At 63.8% G+C, this 20,692-nt stretch carries 17 protein-coding genes and 1 riboswitch; of the genes, 8 read left to right on the top strand and 9 right to left on the bottom strand.

Going from position 1 to position 20,692, the window contains the following annotated elements; all coding sequences use genetic code 11:
- Positions 1–50 precede the first annotated feature (50 nt).
- On the bottom strand, positions 51–812 hold the full coding sequence (locus F753_RS40895; RefSeq protein ID WP_023446049.1) for an ABC transporter permease: 762 nt from the start codon (positions 810–812) through the stop codon (positions 51–53).
- A 12-nt stretch (positions 813–824) separates the two neighbouring features.
- Positions 825–1,748 carry an ABC transporter ATP-binding protein gene (locus F753_RS40900; RefSeq protein WP_031298037.1) on the bottom strand — a complete coding sequence of 308 codons (924 nt, stop codon included), beginning with the start codon at positions 1,746–1,748 and terminating at the stop codon, positions 825–827.
- Between the two features lie 173 nt (positions 1,749–1,921).
- Between F753_RS40900 and F753_RS40905 the strand changes: the two genes are divergently transcribed.
- The 3 genes from F753_RS40905 (at position 1,922) to F753_RS40915 (ending at position 5,448) form a co-directional block, all read left to right on the top strand.
- Positions 1,922–3,253, top strand: coding sequence for a ferredoxin reductase family protein (locus F753_RS40905; protein WP_023446051.1), 1,332 nt, complete (start codon positions 1,922–1,924; stop codon positions 3,251–3,253).
- An 89-nt stretch (positions 3,254–3,342) separates the two neighbouring features.
- Positions 3,343–5,007 (top strand): NAD-dependent DNA ligase LigB, encoded by a 1,665-nt coding sequence (gene ligB / locus F753_RS40910; protein WP_023446052.1) that lies wholly within the window; start codon positions 3,343–3,345, stop codon positions 5,005–5,007.
- A gap of 60 nt (positions 5,008–5,067) precedes the next feature.
- A complete protein-coding gene (locus tag F753_RS40915) occupies positions 5,068–5,448 on the top strand; it encodes a DUF1090 domain-containing protein (protein WP_023446053.1) in 381 nt (126 codons plus the stop codon).
- On the opposite strand, the gene F753_RS40920 is transcribed toward F753_RS40915, so the two are convergent.
- Both F753_RS40920 and F753_RS40925 read right to left on the bottom strand, forming a co-directional pair.
- On the bottom strand, positions 5,445–5,891 hold the full coding sequence (locus F753_RS40920) for a c-type cytochrome (protein ID WP_023446054.1): 447 nt from the start codon (positions 5,889–5,891) through the stop codon (positions 5,445–5,447). The genes F753_RS40915 and F753_RS40920 overlap by 4 nt on opposite strands.
- 103 nt (positions 5,892–5,994) lie before the next feature.
- Positions 5,995–6,432, bottom strand: coding sequence for a hypothetical protein (locus F753_RS40925; RefSeq protein WP_023446055.1), 438 nt, complete (start codon positions 6,430–6,432; stop codon positions 5,995–5,997).
- A 167-nt stretch (positions 6,433–6,599) separates the two neighbouring features.
- Positions 6,600–6,683, top strand: a riboswitch (S-adenosyl-L-homocysteine riboswitch).
- Positions 6,684–6,707: 24 nt separating this feature from the next.
- Here F753_RS40925 and ahcY point away from each other — a divergent pair.
- From ahcY to rhlE2, 3 genes are all read left to right on the top strand, one after another.
- Entirely contained in the window at positions 6,708–8,114 is a 1,407-nt protein-coding gene (ahcY, locus tag F753_RS40930; protein WP_014818766.1) for an adenosylhomocysteinase, read from the top strand.
- Between the two features lie 73 nt (positions 8,115–8,187).
- A complete protein-coding gene (gene metF, locus F753_RS40935) occupies positions 8,188–9,039 on the top strand; it encodes a methylenetetrahydrofolate reductase [NAD(P)H] (RefSeq protein WP_023446056.1) in 852 nt (283 codons plus the stop codon).
- Positions 9,040–9,272: 233 nt separating this feature from the next.
- Positions 9,273–11,096 carry an RNA helicase RhlE2 gene (gene rhlE2 / locus F753_RS40940; protein WP_023446057.1) on the top strand — a complete coding sequence of 608 codons (1,824 nt, stop codon included), beginning with the start codon at positions 9,273–9,275 and terminating at the stop codon, positions 11,094–11,096.
- Positions 11,097–11,186: 90 nt separating this feature from the next.
- Here the strand turns inward: rhlE2 and adeC are convergent, their stop codons facing one another.
- The 5 genes from adeC to F753_RS40965 all read right to left on the bottom strand — a co-directional run bounded on the left by adeC (position 11,187) and on the right by F753_RS40965 (position 18,324).
- Entirely contained in the window at positions 11,187–12,611 is a 1,425-nt protein-coding gene (adeC, locus tag F753_RS40945) for an AdeC/AdeK/OprM family multidrug efflux complex outer membrane factor (RefSeq protein ID WP_023446058.1), read from the bottom strand.
- Positions 12,611–15,748: an efflux RND transporter permease subunit gene (locus F753_RS40950; RefSeq protein WP_023446059.1), complete on the bottom strand. Its 3,138-nt coding sequence runs from the start codon at positions 15,746–15,748 to the stop codon at positions 12,611–12,613. Before F753_RS40950 ends, adeC begins: the two co-directional genes overlap by 1 nt.
- Before the next feature lie 14 nt (positions 15,749–15,762).
- Positions 15,763–16,905: an efflux RND transporter periplasmic adaptor subunit gene (locus tag F753_RS40955; RefSeq protein ID WP_023446060.1), complete on the bottom strand. Its 1,143-nt coding sequence runs from the start codon at positions 16,903–16,905 to the stop codon at positions 15,763–15,765.
- A 263-nt stretch (positions 16,906–17,168) separates the two neighbouring features.
- Positions 17,169–17,744, bottom strand: coding sequence for a YceI family protein (locus F753_RS40960; protein ID WP_023446061.1), 576 nt, complete (start codon positions 17,742–17,744; stop codon positions 17,169–17,171).
- Between the two features lie 25 nt (positions 17,745–17,769).
- Positions 17,770–18,324 (bottom strand): cytochrome b, encoded by a 555-nt coding sequence (locus F753_RS40965; RefSeq protein WP_023446062.1) that lies wholly within the window; start codon positions 18,322–18,324, stop codon positions 17,770–17,772.
- Between the two features lie 161 nt (positions 18,325–18,485).
- Here F753_RS40965 and F753_RS40970 point away from each other — a divergent pair, with 161 nt between their 5' ends.
- Together F753_RS40970 and F753_RS40975 are read left to right on the top strand one after the other, a co-directional pair.
- Positions 18,486–19,892, top strand: coding sequence for an adenosylmethionine--8-amino-7-oxononanoate transaminase (locus F753_RS40970; protein ID WP_023446063.1), 1,407 nt, complete (start codon positions 18,486–18,488; stop codon positions 19,890–19,892).
- 81 nt (positions 19,893–19,973) lie between these two features.
- Complete coding sequence (locus F753_RS40975; RefSeq protein ID WP_023446064.1) at positions 19,974–20,690, top strand: 16S rRNA (uracil(1498)-N(3))-methyltransferase; 717 nt, start codon at positions 19,974–19,976, stop codon at positions 20,688–20,690.
- Positions 20,691–20,692: the final 2 nt, after the last annotated feature.

Here is a 20,692-nt window from a genome sequence, read left to right on the forward strand (position 1 = left end):
CCCGACGCGCTAATGAAAACGCCCGCATCTGCGGGCGTTTTCGTTACGGGCTAGTTCTTCAACCGATAGCCGGTCTTGAATATCCACCACACCGCCAGCAGACAGGCGCCGAGGAAACCGAGGATCATCGCCAGGCTGACACCGACGCTGATGTCCGAGACGCCGTAGAAGCTCCAGCGGAAACCGCTGATCAGATACACCACCGGATTGAACAGGGTGACCTTCTGCCACAGCGGCGGCAGCATCTCGATGGAATAGAAACTGCCTCCGAGAAAGGCCAGCGGCGTGACGATCAGTGCCGGAACGATCTGCAGTTTCTCCCAGCCATCGGCCCAGATGCCGATGATAAAGCCGAACAGGCAGAAGGTGACCGCCGTCAGCACCAGGAACAGCGTCATCATCAGTGGGTGCTGGATTTCGTAATCGACGAACAGCCGCGCGGTGACAAGGATGATCACGCCGAGCACCAGCGACTTGGTCGCCGCCGCACCGACATAGCCGATGACGATCTCGACATAGGACACCGGCGCCGACAGCACCTCGTAGATAGTCCCGGAATAGCGAGGCATGTAAATGCCGAACGAGGCGTTGGAGATGCTCTCGGTGAGCAGCGCCATCATGATCAGGCCGGGGATGATGAACGCGCCGTAGGGGATGCCGTGCATCGCCTCCATGCGCGCGCCGATGGCCGAGCCGAACACCACGAAGTACAGCGAGGTGGAGATCACCGGGGTAGCGATGCTCTGCAGCAGGGTGCGCCAGGTGCGCGCCAGTTCGAACAGGTAGATCGCGCGGATCGCGTAGAAATTCATGCGGGCTTTTCCTCAGCGACCGTGAACCAGATTGACGAAGATTTCTTCCAGCGAGCTCTGGCTCGACTGCAGATCCTTGAAGTCGATGCCGTGGGCCGCCAGGCGCCGGAGCAGCTCGGCGATGCCGGTATCCTCATGCTGGGCGTCGAAGGTGAACACCAGCTGGTTGCCGGCATCGGTGAGCTCCAGCGGATAGCTGGCCAGTTCCGCGGGAATCTCGGCCAGCGGTCGCTGCAGGTGCAGGGTCAGCTGCTTCTTGCCAAGCTTGTGCATCAGCACGTCCTTGTCCTCGACCAGAATGATCTCGCCGCGGCTGATCACCCCGATGCGGTCGGCCATTTCCTCGGCTTCTTCGATGTAGTGGGTAGTGAGGATGATGGTCACGCCACGCTCGCGCAGGCCGCGGACCATTTCCCACATGTCACGACGCAGCTCGACGTCGACGCCGGCGGTGGGCTCGTCGAGGAACAGGATCGACGGCTCGTGGGACAGCGCCTTGGCGATCATCACGCGGCGCTTCATGCCGCCGGAAAGCTCGAGGATGCGGGCATTGCGCTTGTCCCACAGCGACAAATCGCGCAACAGTTTCTCCAGGAACGAATCGTCCGGCGCCTTGCCAAACAGGCCGCGCGAAAAACGCACCGTCGCCCAGACGCTTTCGAAGCCCTCGTTGAACAGCTCCTGCGGTACCAGGCCGATCTTCGAACGCGCGGCGCGGTAGTCCTGAACGATATCGTGGCCGTCGACCAGCACTCGCCCGCTGCCGGGGTTGACGATGCCGCAAATGATGCTGATCAACGTGGTCTTGCCGGCGCCGTTGGGCCCGAGCAGGGCGAATATCTCGCCCTTGTGGATCTCGAGGTCGATGCGCTTGAGCGCCGGGTGGCCGGAAGCGTAGGTCTTGGTGAGCTGCTCGATGGCGATCACTGGTTGCACGGGCTCGTCTCTTCGAGGAATCAGGGGCGGAATTGTAGATAAAAACGCACCGTAGGGCGCCCGCCATCTCCCGGCCACGACTCGCAGTGACCGTGATCATGGCGGCGTCGCAGCGCTGCATACATGCTTGGAAGCGCTGGCACACGGGACGCCAGCAAGGAGGCTTTCCCGAGATGAGACAGATAAAACTCACCTACGTCGCGCTGTTCGTCGGACTGACGCTGCTCTGGTTGCTGGTGGACGACTTCATCATGGCGCGCTATCAGTTCTGGCCGCTGCGCAAGGTCCTGGTGCACTACAGCGGCGTGCTCGGCATCGTTGCGATGAGCGTGGCGATGGTGCTGGCGGTACGGCCGCGGCGCTTCGAACGCTTCTTCGACGGCCTGGACAAGACCTATCGACTGCACAAGTGGCTGGGCATCAGCGCCCTGGTGATCGCCATCTTCCACTGGGGCTGGGGGCAGATACCGAAATGGCTGGTCGGCTTCGGCTGGCTGGAAAAGCCGGCGCGACGTGGCGGCGACGGCCAGCTGCACGAAGGTATCTTCGCGCTGCTGCAGCGCTTTCGCGGCCTCGCCGAGACGATCGGCGAATGGGCCTTCTATGCGGCGGCGATTCTGATCGTGCTGGCGCTGGTCAAGCGCTTCCCCTACCGCTGGTTCTTCAAGACGCACCGTTGGCTGGCACTGGTCTATCTGGCGCTGGTGGCGCACTCGGTAGTGCTGACGCCGCCCGACTATTGGACATCGCCGCTGGGCCTGGTCCTTGCCGTGATGATGGCTTCGGGTTCTGTGGCGGCCTGCATTTCGCTGTTGCGCCGCATCGGCCGCAAGCATCAGGTCGTTGGTCGCATTGATGGGCTTACCCATCATCGCGACAACCGCGTGCTGCGCGTCGATATCAAGCTCGATGGTCCCTGGCCGGGGCACAAGGCCGGGCAGTTCGCCTTCGTCACCTTCGACGACAAGGAAGGGCCGCACCCCTTCAGCCTGTCCTCAGCCTGGTGCAACGACGGCAGGCTGGCCTTCTCCATCAAGGGCCTTGGTGACTACACCCGCACCCTGCCGGACACCCTGAAGGTGGGCGATGCGGTGAAGGTCGAAGGGCCTTATGGCTGCTTCGACTTCCATAGCCGCAAGCCGCGGCATATCTGGGTGGCCGGCGGCATCGGCATTGCGCCCTTCATTGGCCGCCTGCAGGCGCTCGCCGCGAGCGGCAAGGGCGACAACGTCGATCTGTTCTACTGCACCAGCGCGCCGGACCAGAGTTTCATCGAGCGTATCCGCGAACTGGCCGCACGCGCCCGGGTGCGCCTGCACGTGCTGGTAGCCAGCGAGGGCGGGCGCCTGACGCCCGAGCGCCTTCGCCAGTTGGCGCCGCAATGGCAGGACAGCGACGTCTGGTTCTGCGGCCCGGCGGGCTTCGGTCAGGATCTGAGCAGGGACCTGCAACGCCACGGCCTGCCGCCAAGAGACTTCCACCAGGAACTGTTCAATATGCGCTGACGCACGGTCGCGCCGCGTCGAGCCGGCGACAATGAGCCGGCCTTCAACGAGTGAGGCCAGACCAACTCATCAGAGCAAGGATGCTCGCCATGCAACGCCTGATCGCACTGTTATTGTGCCTTTTCTCGCCGCTATGCCTCGCCGTCTGCCCAGCCTGGAACGATGCGCGAGCGCAACAGGAAATCACCAGCCTCCAACGACAGCTGCAACACTGGGACGAGGCCTATCACCGCCGCGGCCTGTCGCTGGTGGATGACGAAATCTACGACCAGAGCCGTGTGCGCCTGCACGACTGGCAGCGTTGCTTCCCGAGCACCGTCGCGGCTCAGGCCCCGTTGGACGGCGCCGGCGGTCCGGTACGGCATCCGGTAATGCAGACCGGGCTGGCCAAGCTCGCCGACGAACAGGCGGTCGCCGCCTGGATCGAGCGCCGCGAGGACCTGTGGATTCAGCCGAAGGTGGACGGCGTGGCGGTCACCCTGGTCTATCGTGGCGGCGTGCTGCAGCAGGCCATCAGCCGCGGCGATGGTCACAGCGGACAGGACTGGACAGCCCACGTCCGGCAGCTGCCGGCGGTTCCGTCCCGTCTTGCAGCGCCTGGCGAGGTGATACTGCAAGGCGAACTCTACTGGCGTCTGGAGCAACATGTGCAGGCGGAGCGTGGCAGCGCTGGCGCGCGCGGCCGTGTTGCCGGCGCCATGGCCAGCAACCGGCTGGACACCGATACGGCGGCGCAGATCGGCCTTTTCGTCTGGGACTGGCCGAACGGGCCGGAGCAGATGACCCTCCGTCTGCAGCGGCTGGCCGCCATGGGGTTCAGCGACAGTCAGCGGTTCAGTCTTCCGCTACAGGGTCCCGCGCAAGCGCAGCATTGGCGCGAACAGTGGTATCGGCAACCGCTGCCGTTCGCCACCGACGGCGTGGTGTTGCGGCAAGGCACGCGCCCGCCTGCCGAGCGCTGGCAGGCAGAGCCGCACTGGGCGGCGGCCTGGAAACATCCGCTGCGCAAGGGGGTGACCGAGGTCCGCGCCGTGGAGTTTCGCATCGGCCGCACCGGGCGCATCACGCCCATGCTGCAGCTGGCGCCGGTACATCTCGATGATCGCCGTATCCGTACGCTCAGCCTCGGCTCGCTGGAGCGCTGGCGCGAACTGGATGTGCGCCCCCGCGACCAGGTCGCAGTTGCACTCGCCGGGCATAGCGTCCCGCAACTGGACTCGGTGGTCTGGCGCAGCACCGAACGGGCAGAGGTCGCGGCACCGGACCCATCGCAGTATCACGCGCACAGCTGCTGGCAGCCAACGCCGGGCTGTGAGCAGCAGTTCATCGCCCGTATGGTCTGGCTGAGCGGCAAGCAGGGGCTTGGCCTTGCCGGGGTAGGCCAAGGCAGTTGGCAGGCCCTGCTGGACGCCGGACTGCTGCCCGATCTGCTCGCCTGGCTGGAGCTGGACGCGGCGATGTTGCAACAGGTCCCTGGCATCGGCGAGGCGCGCGCCAGCAAGCTGGTCGCGAGCTTCGCTCTCGCCCGGCAGAAGCCAGCGGGCCGATGGCTCAAGGCGCTGGGCATGCCGGTCAATCTGCCGCTGACATTGCAGCCCGACTGGGACGTACTGGCGGCACGCAGCGTGGCGCAATGGCAGGCGGAACCGGGGGTTGGAAAGGCACGCGCAGAACAGTTGCATACCTTCTTTCATGCACCGGAGCTGCAGCTGCTGCGTCACAGGCTGCACGCTGTCGGTGTTTCGGGGTTTTGAGGGGACTTTCCCCCAATGTCGCGGTCGATAGGAGCTGGATAACAATTATGGAGGCGAGGCATGTCTTTGCGACATTGGCCGATTGCCCTGCTGATCGGCGCTACCGCCATCAGCCCGCTGGCTAGCGCGGACCCCAACGCCGACAGCCAGTGCCACGACCAGCGCCAGGCCTTGCGCGAACAGCTGCAGCAGGCGCGCCTGCAGGGTGACAAGCTGCGCCAGACGCAACTCGACAGCGAACTGCAGGGCCTGACCGAGCAGTGCCAGGGCGTGATTGCCCTGCACCCGCATCAGGTCGAATACGATCACACCAATCGCCAGGTTGAGCGGCGCGAGACGTTGCTACGCGAGGCTTTGGGCACCGGTGATGCCCAGCTGATCGAGCTGCGCCGCAATCAGCTGGCCAAGTCGCGGGAAAAGCTCGAATCGCTGCGCCGTTAGTAGGCGCGGAACTCCTTGTGGCAGGCTTCACAGGCATCCTCGACCCGCTGGAACGCCGGCGCCACGCTTTGGGCGGTGGCCGGGGCGGTGGCCGTCACGCTCACCAGCGCGGCCGTGGTCGCTTCCAGTTCGCGGGCCATCTCCTTGAAACGCTCCTGACGCTGCCAGACGTCGTCACGCGCATCGCTCTGCTCTTCCTTCACATTGGGATAATGCTGCCAAGGCTGCCGCGAGAGCTCGTCCAGCTTGGCCGCGCCTGCACTGAAGCCTTCGCCGTCGAACGGGATGCGCCCGCGCAGCATGCCGCCAAGGTCTTCCTTGGTATCGAGCATTGCCTGGTAAATCGCCTTGCGCTTGCCCAATGGGGAATTGGGGTCGACCCGGTCGCAGCCAGTCAGCGCCAGGACAGCAATCAGGGACAGGCTCAGCAGACTCAGCTTCATGGTTCAACCACTCGTCGATGCAAAGCGCGGGATTATCCCCGTCCATGCGCGGTTGAACAAATCAGTCGGGTTTCGACTCCGTCAGCCAAGATTGCTCAGCAGGCTATTGCGACCAGCTGCCGCCAGCGCTTTCGCAATCGACCTTGGCCTGGGCCCGATCAGTGGCGTGATAGTGATAGGTGACGATCGTCGCATCGCCGCCCACCTGGCTGGGCAAGGTACCGTTCTTCGCCTGGGAGCCAGTGGCACGTTCGTTGGCCAGGGTCTCTGCCGTCATCGGCGCGGTGCAGACACCGAAGTGGCCGTCGGGACAACTGTCGCGGAGCTCGCGGCGGGAGTTCTTCACCGCCTCGTTGTCCTGACAGACCCAGTCGATGGCGTCGTCCTTGTCCACGCCGTGGAATTCGAAACACTGCTCGGTCACCACTGGCGCAGGAACCGCGCCGGAGGTTTCGCTGTGCACGTAGCAGGATTTGGCGGCGGCAGGCAGGCTGAAGGCGCCGACAAGCAACATGGGCGCTAAGCGAAGCATGGGGTTCATGGCGGTCTCCTGAAACGGTTTCGCCCGGCAAGGGTCACCGAACCTGTAGTTTTCGACCCGCGCTCGCTCGCTGTAGTTCGCGCGGCGCGGGGTTGGGATTGCCGCGCGGCGCAGCTATAATCGCCGGGCTTTTCCCCGGTCGACTCCGCTTCGACCGTGCCCGCCACCCGTCCGAGGGGCGCTGCAGCAGGATGAAACCTGTCAGGCTCGGATGGGGCGTTTCCAGAACGCATCAACGGCGCCCATTCGCATCTATACGAATGGAGAACTCTTCGATGAGTGCTGTCATGACGCCTGCCGGTTTCACCGACTTCAAGGTCGCCGATATTTCCCTGGCTGCCTGGGGCCGCCGCGAAATCATCATCGCCGAATCCGAAATGCCCGCGCTGATGGGCCTGCGCAAGAAATACGCCGCCGAGCAGCCGCTCAAGGGCGCGAAGATCCTCGGCTGCATTCACATGACCATCCAGACCGCCGTGCTGATCGAGACGCTGATCGCGCTCGGCGCGGAAGTGCGTTGGTCGAGCTGCAACATTTTCTCCACCCAGGACCAGGCCGCTGCCGCCATCGCCGCTGCCGGCATCCCGGTGTTCGCCTGGAAGGGCGAGACCGAGGAGGAATACGAGTGGTGCATCGAGCAGACCATCCTCAAGGACGGTCAGCCGTGGGATGCCAACATGGTGCTGGACGACGGCGGCGACCTGACCCAGATCCTGCACGACAAGTATCCGCAGGTGCTCGAGCGCGTCCACGGCGTGACCGAGGAAACCACCACCGGCGTGCATCGCCTGCTCGACATGCTCAAGGGCGGCACGCTGAAGATCCCGGCGATCAACGTCAACGACTCTGTAACCAAGAGCAAGAACGACAACAAGTACGGCTGCCGTCACAGCCTGAACGATGCCATCAAGCGCGCCACCGACCACCTGCTCTCCGGCAAGCAGGCGCTGGTCGTCGGTTACGGCGACGTCGGCAAGGGCTCGGCACAATCGCTGCGCCAGGAAGGCATGATCGTCAAGGTCTCCGAGGTCGATCCGATCTGCGCCATGCAGGCCTGCATGGATGGCTTCGAGCTGGTCTCCCCCTACAAGGACGGCATCAACGACGGCACCGAAGCCAGCGTCGACGCGGCACTGCTGGGCAAGATCGACCTGATCGTCACCACCACCGGTAACGTCAACGTCTGCGACGCCGGCATGCTCAAGGCGCTGAAGAAGCGCGCCGTGGTGTGCAACATCGGTCACTTCGACAACGAGATCGACACCGCCTTCATGCGCGCCAACTGGGGCTGGGAAGAGGTCAAGCCGCAGGTGCACAAGATCCACCGCACCGGCAAGACCGTCGACCCGACCAACGACGACTACCTGATCCTGCTGGCCGAAGGTCGCCTGGTGAATCTGGGCAACGCCACCGGTCATCCGAGCCGGATCATGGACGGTTCCTTCGCCAACCAGGTGCTGGCGCAGATCCACCTCTACAACGAGAAGTTCGCCGACCTGCCAGTGGCCGAGAAGAGCAAGAACGTCACCGTCATGGTGTTGCCGAAGAAGCTCGACGAGGAAGTGGCGCTGGAGATGGTCAAGGGCTTCGGTGGCGTGGTCACCCAGCTGACCACCAAGCAGGCGGAGTACATCGGTGTGACCGTCGAAGGCCCGTTCAAGCCGGACAGCTACCGCTACTAAGCAGGTCATGCTGCTGGCGACGAACTGTGCCCTGCATTCGTCGCCAGCAGCCTGCAGCCCAAGGAATAACCGAATGACCGCTTTGAACCGCCCATCCATCAGCTTCGAGTTCTTTCCCACCAAGACCGAAGCCGGGCACGAAAAACTGCTGAACGTGGCCCGCCAGCTGGCCGGCTACCAACCCGATTTCTTCTCCTGCACTTACGGTGCCGGTGGCTCGACCCGTGACCGCACGCTCAACACCGTGCTGCAACTCGACGGCGAGGTAAAGGTGCCGACCGCACCGCACCTGTCCTGCGTCGGCGACAGCAAGGCCGAGCTGCGCGAACTGCTGAACCTCTACAAGGATGCCGGCATCAAACGCATCGTCGCCCTTCGCGGCGATCTGCCCTCCGGCATGGGCATGGCCAGTGGTGAGCTGCGCTACGCCAATGAGCTGGTAGAGTTCATCCGCAGCGAAACCGGCGATCACTTCCATATCGAGATCGCCGCCTATCCGGAGATGCACCCTCAGGCACGCAACTTCGAGGACGACCTGGCCAACTTCGTGCGCAAGGCCAGGGCCGGCGCCGACAGTGCCATCACCCAGTACTTCTTCAATGCCGACTGCTACTTCTACTTCGTCGAGCGCGTGCGCAAACTCGGAGTGGAAACCCCGGTGGTGCCCGGCATCATGCCGATCACCAACTACAGCAAGCTGGCACGCTTCTCAGATGCCTGCGGTGCGGAGATTCCGCGTTGGGTGCGCAAGCAGCTCGAAAGCTATGGCGACGACATGCAGAGCATCCAGGCCTTCGGCGAGCAGGTCATCACCGAGATGTGCGAGAAGCTGCTGGCCGGCGGTGCGCCCGGCCTGCACTTCTACACGCTGAACCAGGCCGAGCCGAGCCTGGCGATCTGGAACAACCTCGGGCTGTCACGCTGAGCACCAACCGGCTCCGTAGAAATACGGAGCTGGCTAATGAACCCGTGACCTGCGACACTGTCAGAGCAATGCGGCGTTAACAGGCTCTGTTATACTCCGCGCTTCCGCCAGGCTTACGCCCGGATGCCGCCATATATGACCCGCGGCAGGACCGGACGGGATCGCACGCCAGTCGCGATTCGAGCCAGGCATGATCATCCCAGGGCCTCGCCCCTAACAAGACAGGATTACTCATGTCCTTTGCTTCCCTCGGTCTCTCCGAGGCTTTGGCCGGTGCCGTCGAGGCCGCCGGTTACACCCAGCCTACTCCCGTGCAACAGCGGGCCATTCCCGCCGTGTTGCAAGGCCGCGACCTGATGGTCGCCGCCCAGACCGGAACCGGTAAGACAGGCGGTTTCGCCCTGCCGGTACTCGAACTGCTGTTTCCGGGTGGTCACCCGGATCGTGAACACCGCTACGGCCCGAAACAGCCGCGCGTGCTGGTGCTGACACCGACCCGCGAGCTCGCCGCCCAGGTTCACGACAGTTTCAAGATCTACGCCCGCGATCTGCCCCTGAAGAGCACCTGCATCTTCGGTGGCGTCGGCATGAACCCGCAGATCCAGGCGGTTGCCAAGGGTCTCGACGTGCTGGTCGCCTGCCCAGGTCGCCTGCTCGACCTGGCCAACCAGAAAGCCATCGACCTGTCGCACGTGGAAATTCTCGTCCTCGACGAAGCCGACCGCATGCTCGACATGGGCTTCATCCATGACGTCAAGAAGGTCCTCGCCAAGCTGCCGGCCAAGCGCCAGAACCTGCTGTTCTCGGCGACCTTCTCCAAGGACATCACCGACCTCGCCGGCAAGCTGCTGCACAATCCCGAGCGCATCGAGGTCACGCCGCCGAACACCACCGTCGAGCGTATCGAGCAGCGCATGTTCCGCGTGGCTGCCAGCCACAAGCGCGCTCTGCTCGCGCACCTGATCACCCAGGGTGCCTGGGAGCAGGTGTTGGTCTTCACCCGCACCAAGCACGGCGCCAACCGTCTGGCCGAGTATCTGGAAAAGCACGGCCTGCCGGCTGCCGCGATTCACGGCAACAAGAGCCAGAACGCCCGCACCAAGGCTCTGGCTGACTTCAAGGCCAACCAGGTGCGCATCCTGGTCGCCACCGATATCGCCGCCCGCGGTCTGGATATCGACCAGCTGCCCCATGTGGTCAACTTCGAGCTGCCCAACGTCGAGGAAGACTACGTACACCGCATCGGCCGTACTGGCCGTGCCGGGCGCAGCGGTGAAGCCATTTCGCTGGTCGCGCCGGACGAGGAAAAGCTGCTCAAGGGCATCGAGCGCATGACCAAGCAGCGCATCCCTGAAGGCGATCTGATGGGCTTCGATGCCAGCGCCATCGAGACGGAGAAGCCGGAGGTGCGCGAACCGCGCCAGCCGCGTCCGCAGCGTGGCGAACGCAAGGCTCGCGCTGAGCGCGAAAAGCCGGCAGAGAAAGGCACCGAGCAGAAGGAACGCAACCGCCGCAGCCAGAGCAAGGCGCGCAAGCCTGCTCGCGATGGAGCCGCCAGTGAAGCGCAAACCGCTGCTCGACCTCCGCAGCTGCCGCCAAACCGTGCTCCGGACGAGTTTCTCGATGACGAAGTGGACAACTTCGGCAATCGTGTCGACTACGTCAGCCCGTATCAGAACAAGCAGAACCGCGGCCGGCGCCCTGGTGCTCCGGCTCCGGCTCCGGCTGGTGCCGCGCCACGTGCCGCCGGAGCCGCACGCCCTGGCGCTGCTGGTGCTCCCGCCGGCAAGGGCAAACGTCCGGGTACGGGCCAAGGCCAGGCGGCGCGCAGCGGCCAGCCGCGCAACGGCCAGCCACGGCGCAAGAACGACAGCCGACGGATCGAAGAGCCAGCCGTCGCGCGCCAGGAAGCTGCCAAGCCGCGTGAAAAGCAGCCAGTGATCATCCACAAGGAATCGAAGATCGATCGGCTGCCCAGTCTGGACCAGCTCGAGCAGCTGCCAACCCGGCCACGAGGTGAGAAGCCGGCCCTGCTGACGCGCAACCGCGAAGGCTGAGCCACAAACGAAAACGCCGCCCGATGGGCGGCGTTTTCGTATCTGCGTGTTGTCGGCGGTGGTCGTACTGCAAGCGACCACCGCATCGCCTCATTCCTCTTGCGGCTGCGCCTGCACCGCGTCCTGCCAGCCGCCACCCAGCGCCTTGAACAGATTGACCTCGCTGGTCATCTGCGCCAGGCGATCGGTGATCAGTTGCTGCTGCACGCTGAACAGCTGGCGCTGCGCATCGAGCACGGTCAGGTAGCTGTCGATGCCCGTGCGATAGCGGCGCTCGGCGAGGTTGTAGTAGTCCTCGCTGGTCTCCAACAAATCACGCTGCGCCTGCACCTGCCGCGTGTAGGTGGCCTGAGCCGCCAGCCCGTCGGCCACTTCGCGGAAGGCGGTCTGGATCGCTTTCTCGTATTGCGCGACCTGGATGTTCTTGCTGATCTGCGCGTAGTCCAGATTCGCCCGCAGTTGGCCAGCATTGAAGATCGGCACACTGATGCTCGGCGAGAAGCTCCAGTAACCGGAGCCGCCGTCGAACAGGCCGGACAACTCGCTGCTCGCCGAACCCGCTGCGCCGGTCAGGCTGATGCGCGGAAAGAACGCCGCACGGGCTGCGCCGATGCTGGCATTGACAGCGCGCAGTTGATATTCAGCCTGGAGAACATCCGGGCGCTGCTGAAGCAGATCGGAGGGCAGCCCGACCGGCAACGTCGCCAGCTGGGTACGCTCCAGCCCGTCGCCCGACTGCAGACCGGCCGGCAGGCTCTGTCCCAGCAACAGCGTCAGCGCATTGCGGTCCTGCGCCACCAGCCGCGTGTACTGCTCGATGTTCACCCGCGCACTGTCGACAGCGCTGCGCGCCTGACGCAGCTCCAGCGCAGAGGCGACCCCGACGTCGAAACTGCGTTGGGTCAGACCAAAGCTCTCTTCATAGGTCTTCAGCGTATCGCGGGTGACCTGCAGCAATGCCTGGTCGGCCTGCAAGGTCAGCCAGGCATTGGCGACACTGGCGATCAGACTGATCTGGGTGCTGCGCTGGGCGGCCTCGCTGGCGAAGAACTCTTCCAGCGCCTGGTCGCGCAGGCTGCGCAGGCGACCGAACAGGTCCAGCTCCCAGGACACACCGAACGTGGCGCTGTACTGGCTGCTGATGGCCGGCTCGCCACTCATGTTCAGATCGCCAGGGGTGCGGCTGCGCGTCCCCGCGCCGTCGGCACTCACCGCCGGCAGCACATCGGCGCGCTGCACGCGATACAGCGCGCGATAGGCATCGACGTTGAGCGCCGCCACACGCAGGTCACGGTTGTTCTCCAGCGCCACCTCGATCAACTGCTGCAGTGCCGGATCACGGAAGAACTCGCGCCAGCCAAGCGCGCGCTCGGACGCCTGCGTCGCGTCTTGCGGATAGGCCTTGCCTTGCGGCCAGGCGGCCGCGACCGGTGCGTCCGGACGTTCGTAGTCAGGGATCAGCGAGCAACCGCCCAGCGCCGCCATCAGCGCCAGGCTCAACAGAGACTTGTGCATCACTGCGAATCCTCCTTCACACCCTCGTTGGCGGACTTCGAGCGGTCGAAGAACGTGCAGATCATTACGTAGAACAGTGGAATCCAGAAGATCGCCAGTATCGCGGCGGTCAACATGCCGCCGATCACACCGGTACCAATCGCGTGCTTGCTGCCCGCACCGGCGCCAGACGCAATCGCCAGAGGCACCACGCCGAGAATGAACGCCAGCGAGGTCATGATGATCGGCCGCAGACGCATGCGGCACGCCTGCAGCGCGGCATCGGCGTAGCTCATCCCCTGCTCGTGCAGCGCCTTGGCGAACTCGACGATGAGGATCGCGTTACGCGCCGACAGACCGATGGTGGTGACCAGGCCCACCTGGAAGAACACCTCGTTGGACAGCCCGCGCAGCAAGGTGAAGGCCAGCGCCCCGACGATACCCAGCGGCACGACCAGCATGACCGAGAACGGAATCGACCAGCTCTCGTACAGGGCCGCCAGGCAGAGGAACACCACCAGCAGCGACAGGGCATAGAGCGCCAGCGTCTGCGATCCCGCCAGACGTTCCTCGTAGGACTGACCTGTCCAGGAATAGCCGACTCCAGGTGGCAGCTGGGCGGCGATGCGTTCGACCTCGGCCATGGCATCACCGGAGCTGTAGCCAGGGGCCGGCTCACCGAGCATCTCGATCGCACTGACGCCGTTGAAACGCGACAGCTTCGGCGAACCGTAGGTCCACTCACCGCTGGCGAAGGCGCTGAACGGAACCATCTCGCCAGCGTCGTTGCGCACGTACCACTTCTGCAAATCCTCAGGGCTCATGCGCGCGTCCGGAACGCCCTGCAAATACACCTTCTTCACCCGACCTCGATCGATAAAGTCGTTGACGTAGCGGCCACCCCAGGCAATCGACAGCGTGCTGTTGATGTCCGCCAGAGAGATACCCAATACCCGCGCCTTCTCGTCGTCGATCAGAACCTGATACTGCGGCTCATCGCGCAGGGTATTGGGCCGCACCCGGGTGAGCACCGGACTCTGGCTGGCCAGCTGGAGGAACTTGTCGCGGGCCTGCTGCAGCACTTCCTGGCCAACGCCGGCGCGGTCCTGCAGGAACAGGTTGAAACCGGTGGCATTACCCAGCTCCATCACCGCAGGCGGCGCAAAGGCGAACACCTGGGCGTCACGGAAACTGGCGAAATGCTGCTGCGCACGCTGGGCCAGGGCGAACACGCTGTCTTCCTCGTCGGTCCGCTCGCTCCAGGGCTTCAGGCCGATGAAGGCGATACCCGAGCTCTGGCCGCGGCCGGCGAAGCTGAAGCCGGTCACGGTAAAGACGGAACGAACGATGTCGCTCTCCTCTTCCAGCAGATAGCTGCGCATGGCGTCGATGCTCTGCTGGGTGCGCTCGGCGGTAGAGCCCGACGGAGTCATTACCTGGGCGAACAGGACGCCCTGGTCCTCTTCCGGCAGGAAGGCGCTGGGAATGCGGTTGAACAGCACCACCATGACGCCGACGATAAGCACATACAGCAGCAGGAACGGTGCCTTGCGCTTGAGCACGGCCCTCACGCCGCGCTCGTAGCCGTTCACGCTGCGATCGAAGGTGCGATTGAACCAGCCGAAGAATCCGCCTTTCTCGTGGTGATCATCCTTGTCGATCGGCTTGAGCAGCGTCGCACACAGCGCCGGCGTGAAGATCAGCGCCATCAGCACCGAGAGCACCATCGCCGAAACGATGGTGATGGAAAACTGCCGATAGATGACCCCGGTCGAGCCTCCGAAGAAGGCCATCGGCAGCAGTACCGCCGACAGCACCACGCCAATGCCGATCAGCGCGCCCTGGATCTGGCCCATGGACTTGCGCGTCGCCTCCAGAGGCGAGAGCCCTTCTTCGCGCATCACCCGTTCGACGTTCTCCACCACCACGATGGCATCGTCGACCAGCAGGCCGATGGCCAGAATCATGGCGAACATGGTCAGGGTATTGATGCTGAAACCGAACACCGCCAGCACGCCAAAGGTACCCAGCAGCACCACCGGCACCGCGAGCGTCGGAACCAGCGTCGCGCGGAAGTTCTGCAGGAACAGGTACATCACCAGGAACACCAGCACGAACGCCTCGAGCAGCGTGTGCATGACGCCGGTGATGGACGCAGAGATGACCGGCGTGGTGTCGTAGGGATAGACCACGTCGACACCCGGCGGGAAGAACGGCTTGAGCTCCTCGATGGTCTTGCGCACGCCTTCGACGGTATCCAGCGCGTTGGCGCCGGTTGCCAGCTTCAGCGCCAGGCCGGCGGCCGGCTTGCCGTTGAAGTGCGCGCTGACCGAATAGTTTTCGCCCCCCAGCTCGACCTTGGCGACATCACCCAGACGCACCTGCGAGCCGTCGCTGTTGACCTTGAGCAGGATGTTGCGGAACTGCTCCGGAGTCTGCAGGCGGGTCTTGCCGATCACCGTGGCGTTGAGCTGCTGCCCGGGCAGCGCCGGCAAGCCACCCAGCTGACCGGACGAGATCTGGACGTTCTGCGCCTGGATCGCCGAGCTGACGTCCACCGGGGTCAGGCTGAAGTTGTTCAGCTTCGCCGGATCGAGCCAGATGCGCATCGCGTACTGGGCACCGAATACCTGGAAGTCGCCGACGCCCTTGGTGCGCGAGATCGGGTCCTGCATGTTGGCGACGATGTAGTTCGCCAGGTCACGCTGGTCGAGACTGCCGTCGGTGGAAACCAGGCCGATCACGATCAGGAAGTTGCGCACCGCCTTGGTGACGCGAATACCCTGCTGCTGAACCTCCTGCGGCAGCAGCGGCGTCGCCAGCTGCAGCTTGTTCTGCACCTGAACCTGGGCGATATCGGGGTTGGTGCCCTGATCGAAGGTCACGGTAATGGTCATGCTGCCGTCGGAGTTGCTCTCCGAGGAGATGTAGCGCAGCCCGTCGATGCCGTTGAGCTGCTGCTCGATGACCTGCACCACGGTGTCCTGCACCGTCTGCGCCGAGGCGCCCGGGTAGCTGACGGAAATGCCGACCGCAGGCGCGGCGATGCTCGGGTACTGGTTGACCGGCAACTTGAGAATGGACAGCCCGCCGGCGAGCATGATCACCAGGGCGATCACCCAGGCGAAGATCGGCCGGTCGATAAAGAACTTGGACATGGATTAGAAACCCCTCAGCCTTCTTGGCCTTGGGGTTGTGCAGACACCCCACCGCGATTATCGACATTGGTCGCCGGAGCCACCTCGACCTCGACCCCCGGCTGGATGAACTGCAGGCCTTCGGTGATCACGCGATCGCCCGGCTGCAGGCCTTCGCCGACCAGCCAGCGATTGCCCACGGCGCGCTCGGTCTTGATCGGGCGCACTTCCACCTTGTTCTCGGCATTGACCACCATGGCGGTCGGGTCACCCTTGGTGTTGCGCGTGACGCCCTGCTGCGGAACCAGGATCGCCTCGCTCTTCATGCCGGCCACCAGCTGCGCATGGACGAACATGCCCGGCAGCAGATTCTTGTCCGGATTCGGGAATACGGCGCGCAGGGTCACCGAGCCGGTACCGGCATCCACCGTGACTTCGCTGAATTCGAGTTTGCCTTCGTGACCGTAATCGCTGCCATCCTCCAGTTTGAGGGTGACCTTGGCCGCGTTATCGCCAGACTTCTGCAGACGACCCTCGGCCAGGTCGCGCCGCAGCGCTAGCAGGTCTCGGGCCGGCTGGGTCACGTCGACATAGATCGGGTCAAGCTGCTGAATGGTCGCCAGCTCCTGCGCCTGACCGTTGCTGACCAGCGCACCCTCGGTCACCGCGGAACGGCCGATCCGGCCGGAAATCGGCGCCAGCACCTTGGTGTAGCGGACGTCGATCCGCGCGCGCTCCAGCTCCGCTTCGGCCTGCAGGCTGGCGGCCCGCGCCTCGTCATAGGCCTGCTTGCTGACGGCCTGATCCTTGACCAGCTCGGCGTAGCGATCGGCCAGCGACTTGCTGGAAGCGACGCTCGCCTGAGCACTCTTCAGCGTGGCCTCGTACACCGACGCATCGATCTGATAGAGCTGTTGCCCAGCCTTGACGTCGCTGCCTTCGGTGAACAGACGCTTCTGGATGATGCCGTTGACCTGTGGCCGCACCTCGGCGATGCGGTAGGCGCGGGTACGCCCGGGCAGCTCGGTGGTTACCGCGAACGGCTCTGCCTGCAGGGTCACGATACCCACCTTGGGCTTCTGCTGGGCCGGTGGGGCGGCTTCTTCCTGACAGCCGGCCAGGAAAACAGCCATGGCGAGAATGGACATCAGGGCAGCATTGGCTGACTTGATTGGCATGGTTAGACCTCTTGAAAACCTGGCAGGCGGGAATGGGCAACAGCGCGCCGCAGACGCGGAGAGCGGAATGGGCCGAAATATACTTACATCCATGACTGTCTGTAAACCTGAAAAGACTCGTCGGCCCTGCCGCAAATGTTGCAAAAGGTGCGTCATAGACCCATTCGACACAGGTTTGTCCGCTGTGCAAGAAGCGTTGATACATATCCTGGCAAACGCAGAACGCCGGCAAGATGCCGGCGTTCGGGTTCCACGGGGAGCGTTTACTTGCGCACACCTTCGACCGAGATGATCAGATCGACCGTTTGCGACGCCGGCCCGAGGTCCATCTTGATGTCGAAGTCCTTCAGCGTCAGCGTGGTACTGCCTTCGAAACCGGCACGGTAGCCGCCCCAGGGATCATCACCTTCGCCGATGAACTTGGCAGCGATCACCACCGATTTGGTCACGCCGTTGAGCGTCAGGTTGCCAGTGATGTCAGCAGTGCCGTCGCCGGTGGACTTCACCGAAGTCGACTCGAAGGTCGCTGCCGGGTGCTTGTCGACGTTGAGGAAGTCATCGCTGCGCAGGTGCTTGTCGCGCTCGGCGTGGTTGGTATCGACGCTGGCGGTCTTCAACGTGACGTTGACCTTGCTCGCTTCCGGCTTGTCCGCATCGAAGCTGAAGCTGCCATCGAAATCCTTGAACGTGCCCCACAGCCAGCTGTAGCCGAGGTGGCTGATCTTGAAATTGACGAAGGCGTGCTGGCCCTGCTTGTCGATGGCGTAGTCGGCAGCAAATGCCTGGCCACCGACCAGTGCGGAACCGAGGACCAGTGCGGCGAGGGTTTTCTTGAGCATCAATGGATTCTCCTATCGGGGGTGATTAACCGGCACTACGACCGAGCATGCGCTTGAGTGTCGCGTCGCGGTCGATGAAATGGTGTTTGAGCGCAGCCAGGGCGTGTACCACGGCGAAGATCACCAGCGCCCAGGCAGCGTATTCGTGAACAATCCCGGCGCTGTCGGCCTGATCGGGGATGGAAGTGATCAGCGCCGGCACCTCGAACAGGCCGAACACGCTGATCGGCCGGCCATCGGCGGTGGAGATCAGGTAACCCGAGATCATCACCAGGAACAGGCCGAGGTAGAGCAGGCTGTGACCAAGCCTGGCCGCGATCCGGGTCAGCCGCCCCTGACTCGCCAGCGGCGCCGGCGCAGGGCTGACGAAACGCCAGAGCACCCGCAGCAGCATGATCAGAAACAGCGCGATGCCAATGCTCTTGTGCAGGTCCGGCGCGGTGCGATACCAGCTGCTGTAGTAGTTCAGCCCAACCATCCAGAAGCCCAGGCCGAACAGACCGAATACGGCGATGGCCACCAACCAGTGCAAGGCAATGCTGGTCAGCCCATAGTTCGTTGAGGAGTTACGCCAGTGCATTGAATCTTCCTTCAAATTCAGGCCTAGAAGCCTAGCCGGTTACCTATCGGAATAGAGCGCATTTTTTCGCTTTGAAACATCGAGTAAATCGATGACTGATCGCATCAAGTCATGCCCCAGCGCTTCTGCTAGGCTTCGCGACTCATTGCGGAGGAGTAACGATGAGCCTGAACGACAGCTGGATGCAACGCGACCTTGCCGTACTCTGGCATCCCTGCACCCAGATGAAAGATCACGAGCAGCTGCCGCTGATTCCGATCCGCCGCGGCGAAGGCGTCTGGCTGGAGGATTTCGACGGCAAGCGATACCTGGATGCGGTCAGTTCCTGGTGGGTCAACGTCTTCGGCCATGCCAATCCGCGCATCAATCAGCGCATCAAGGATCAGGTCGACCAACTCGAGCACGTGATGCTGGCCGGCTTCAGTCATCAGCCGGTGGTGGAGCTGTCGGAGCGTTTGGTCGCCCTGACACCGGCCGGACTGGACCGCGTCTTCTATACCGACAACGGTTCGACCGGTATCGAAGTGGCGCTGAAGATGAGCTTTCACTACTGGCGCAACAGCGGACGTGGCCAGAAGCAGCGCTTCGTCACCCTGACCAACAGCTATCACGGGGAAACCGTCGCCGCGATGTCGGTGGGTGATGTCGCCCTCTTCACCGACACCTACAAGCCGCTGCTGCTGGACACCTTCAAGGTTCCGAGCCCGGACTGCTACCTGCGACCCGAGGGTGTGAGCTGGGAAGAGCATTCGCGGCAGATGTTCGCGCACATGGAACAGACCCTTGCCGAGCACCACCAGGACATCGCCGCGGTCATCGTCGAACCGCTGATTCAGGGCGCCGGCGGCATGCGCATGTACCACCCGATATATCTGAAGCTGCTGCGCGAGGCCTGCGACCGCTACGAAGTGCACCTCATCCACGACGAGATCGCGGTCGGCTTCGGCCGCACCGGCAGCATGTTCGCCTGCGAGCAGGCTGGCATCACGCCAGACTTCCTCTGCCTGTCCAAAGCCTTGACCGGCGGCTATCTGCCGATGGCCGCAGTGCTCACCACCGACCGCATGTACCGGGCGTTCTACGACGACTATTCGACGCTGCGCGCCTTCCTCCATTCGCACACCTACACCGGCAACCCGCTGGCCTGCGCCGCGGCACTGGCGACGCTGGATATCTTCGCCGAAGACAACGTAATCGAAGCGAACAAGGCGCTGGCCGCGCGCATGGCCAGCGCCACCGCACACCTGGTCGAGCATCCGCACGTGGCCGAAGTCCGCCAGACCGGCATGGCACTGGCTATCGAGATGGTTCAGGACAAGGCCAGCCGCACGGCCTATCCCTGGCAGGAGCGTCGCGGCCTGAAGGTCTATCAGCACGCGATGGAGCGCGGCGCGCTGTTGCGCCCGCTCGGCAGTGTGGTGTATTTCCTGCCGCCCTATTGCATCACCGAGGAACAGATCGACTTTCTCGCGGCAGTCGCCACCGAGGGAATCGACATCGCCACCCGAGATGCCTCCGGGGTATCGGTCCCGGTCGGTCCATACCCAGGCTTCAGAGACCCGGGTTGATGTGGAGCATCGGCAGCCTGCGAGCCAGGCTGCCGATGCTTTAGACTTGCCGCTTCCAACTCGCCGCCTGCAGCTGCCTCCATGCGCCTATCCCGTTTTTTCATCGACGCCCCCCTTTCCCTTGGCCAGCACCCACTGCCTGACGCATCGGCCCACTACATCAGCAGGGTGCTGCGGCTTTCGGCCGGCAGCGCGGTTCAGCTGTTCGATGGCAGCGGCAGTGAATTTCGCGGCGAACTGCTGGAAGTCGGCAAGAAGTCCGTCACCGTCGAACTGCACGAACGCCTGACGGGGATGCCAGAGTCACCTCTACAGATCCACCTCGGGCAGGGTCTTTCCCGCGGCGAACGGATGGATTGGGCCATTCAGAAGGCCACCGAGCTAGGCGTAACGCAGATCACGCCCATCGTCAGCGAGCGTTGCGAAGTGCGCCTCAACGATGAGCGTGCCGACAAACGTCTGGCCCATTGGCGGCAGATCGCGATCAGCGCCTGCGAGCAATGCGGCCGGTCGGTACTGCCGGTCATCCACCCGCCAATCAGCCTGCGTGACTGGTTGCCTGTCGAGGCAGACCTGAAGCTCGTGCTGCATCCAGTGGCCGCGCCGCTGACGAGCCATGCCAGACCGCAGACACTGGCTTTCCTGATCGGTCCGGAAGGAGGCTTGAGCGAGAGCGAAGTCGAACAAGCAGCCAATCAAGGGTTTCAGCCTGCTCGACTCGGCCCGCGAGTGCTGCGCACCGAGACCGCTCCGGTGGTGGCGCTGAGCGTGGCACAGCAGCTCTGGGGCGATTTCTGACG

The organism is Stutzerimonas chloritidismutans AW-1 (assembly GCF_000495915.1).
Taxonomy (GTDB): domain Bacteria; phylum Pseudomonadota; class Gammaproteobacteria; order Pseudomonadales; family Pseudomonadaceae; genus Stutzerimonas; species Stutzerimonas chloritidismutans.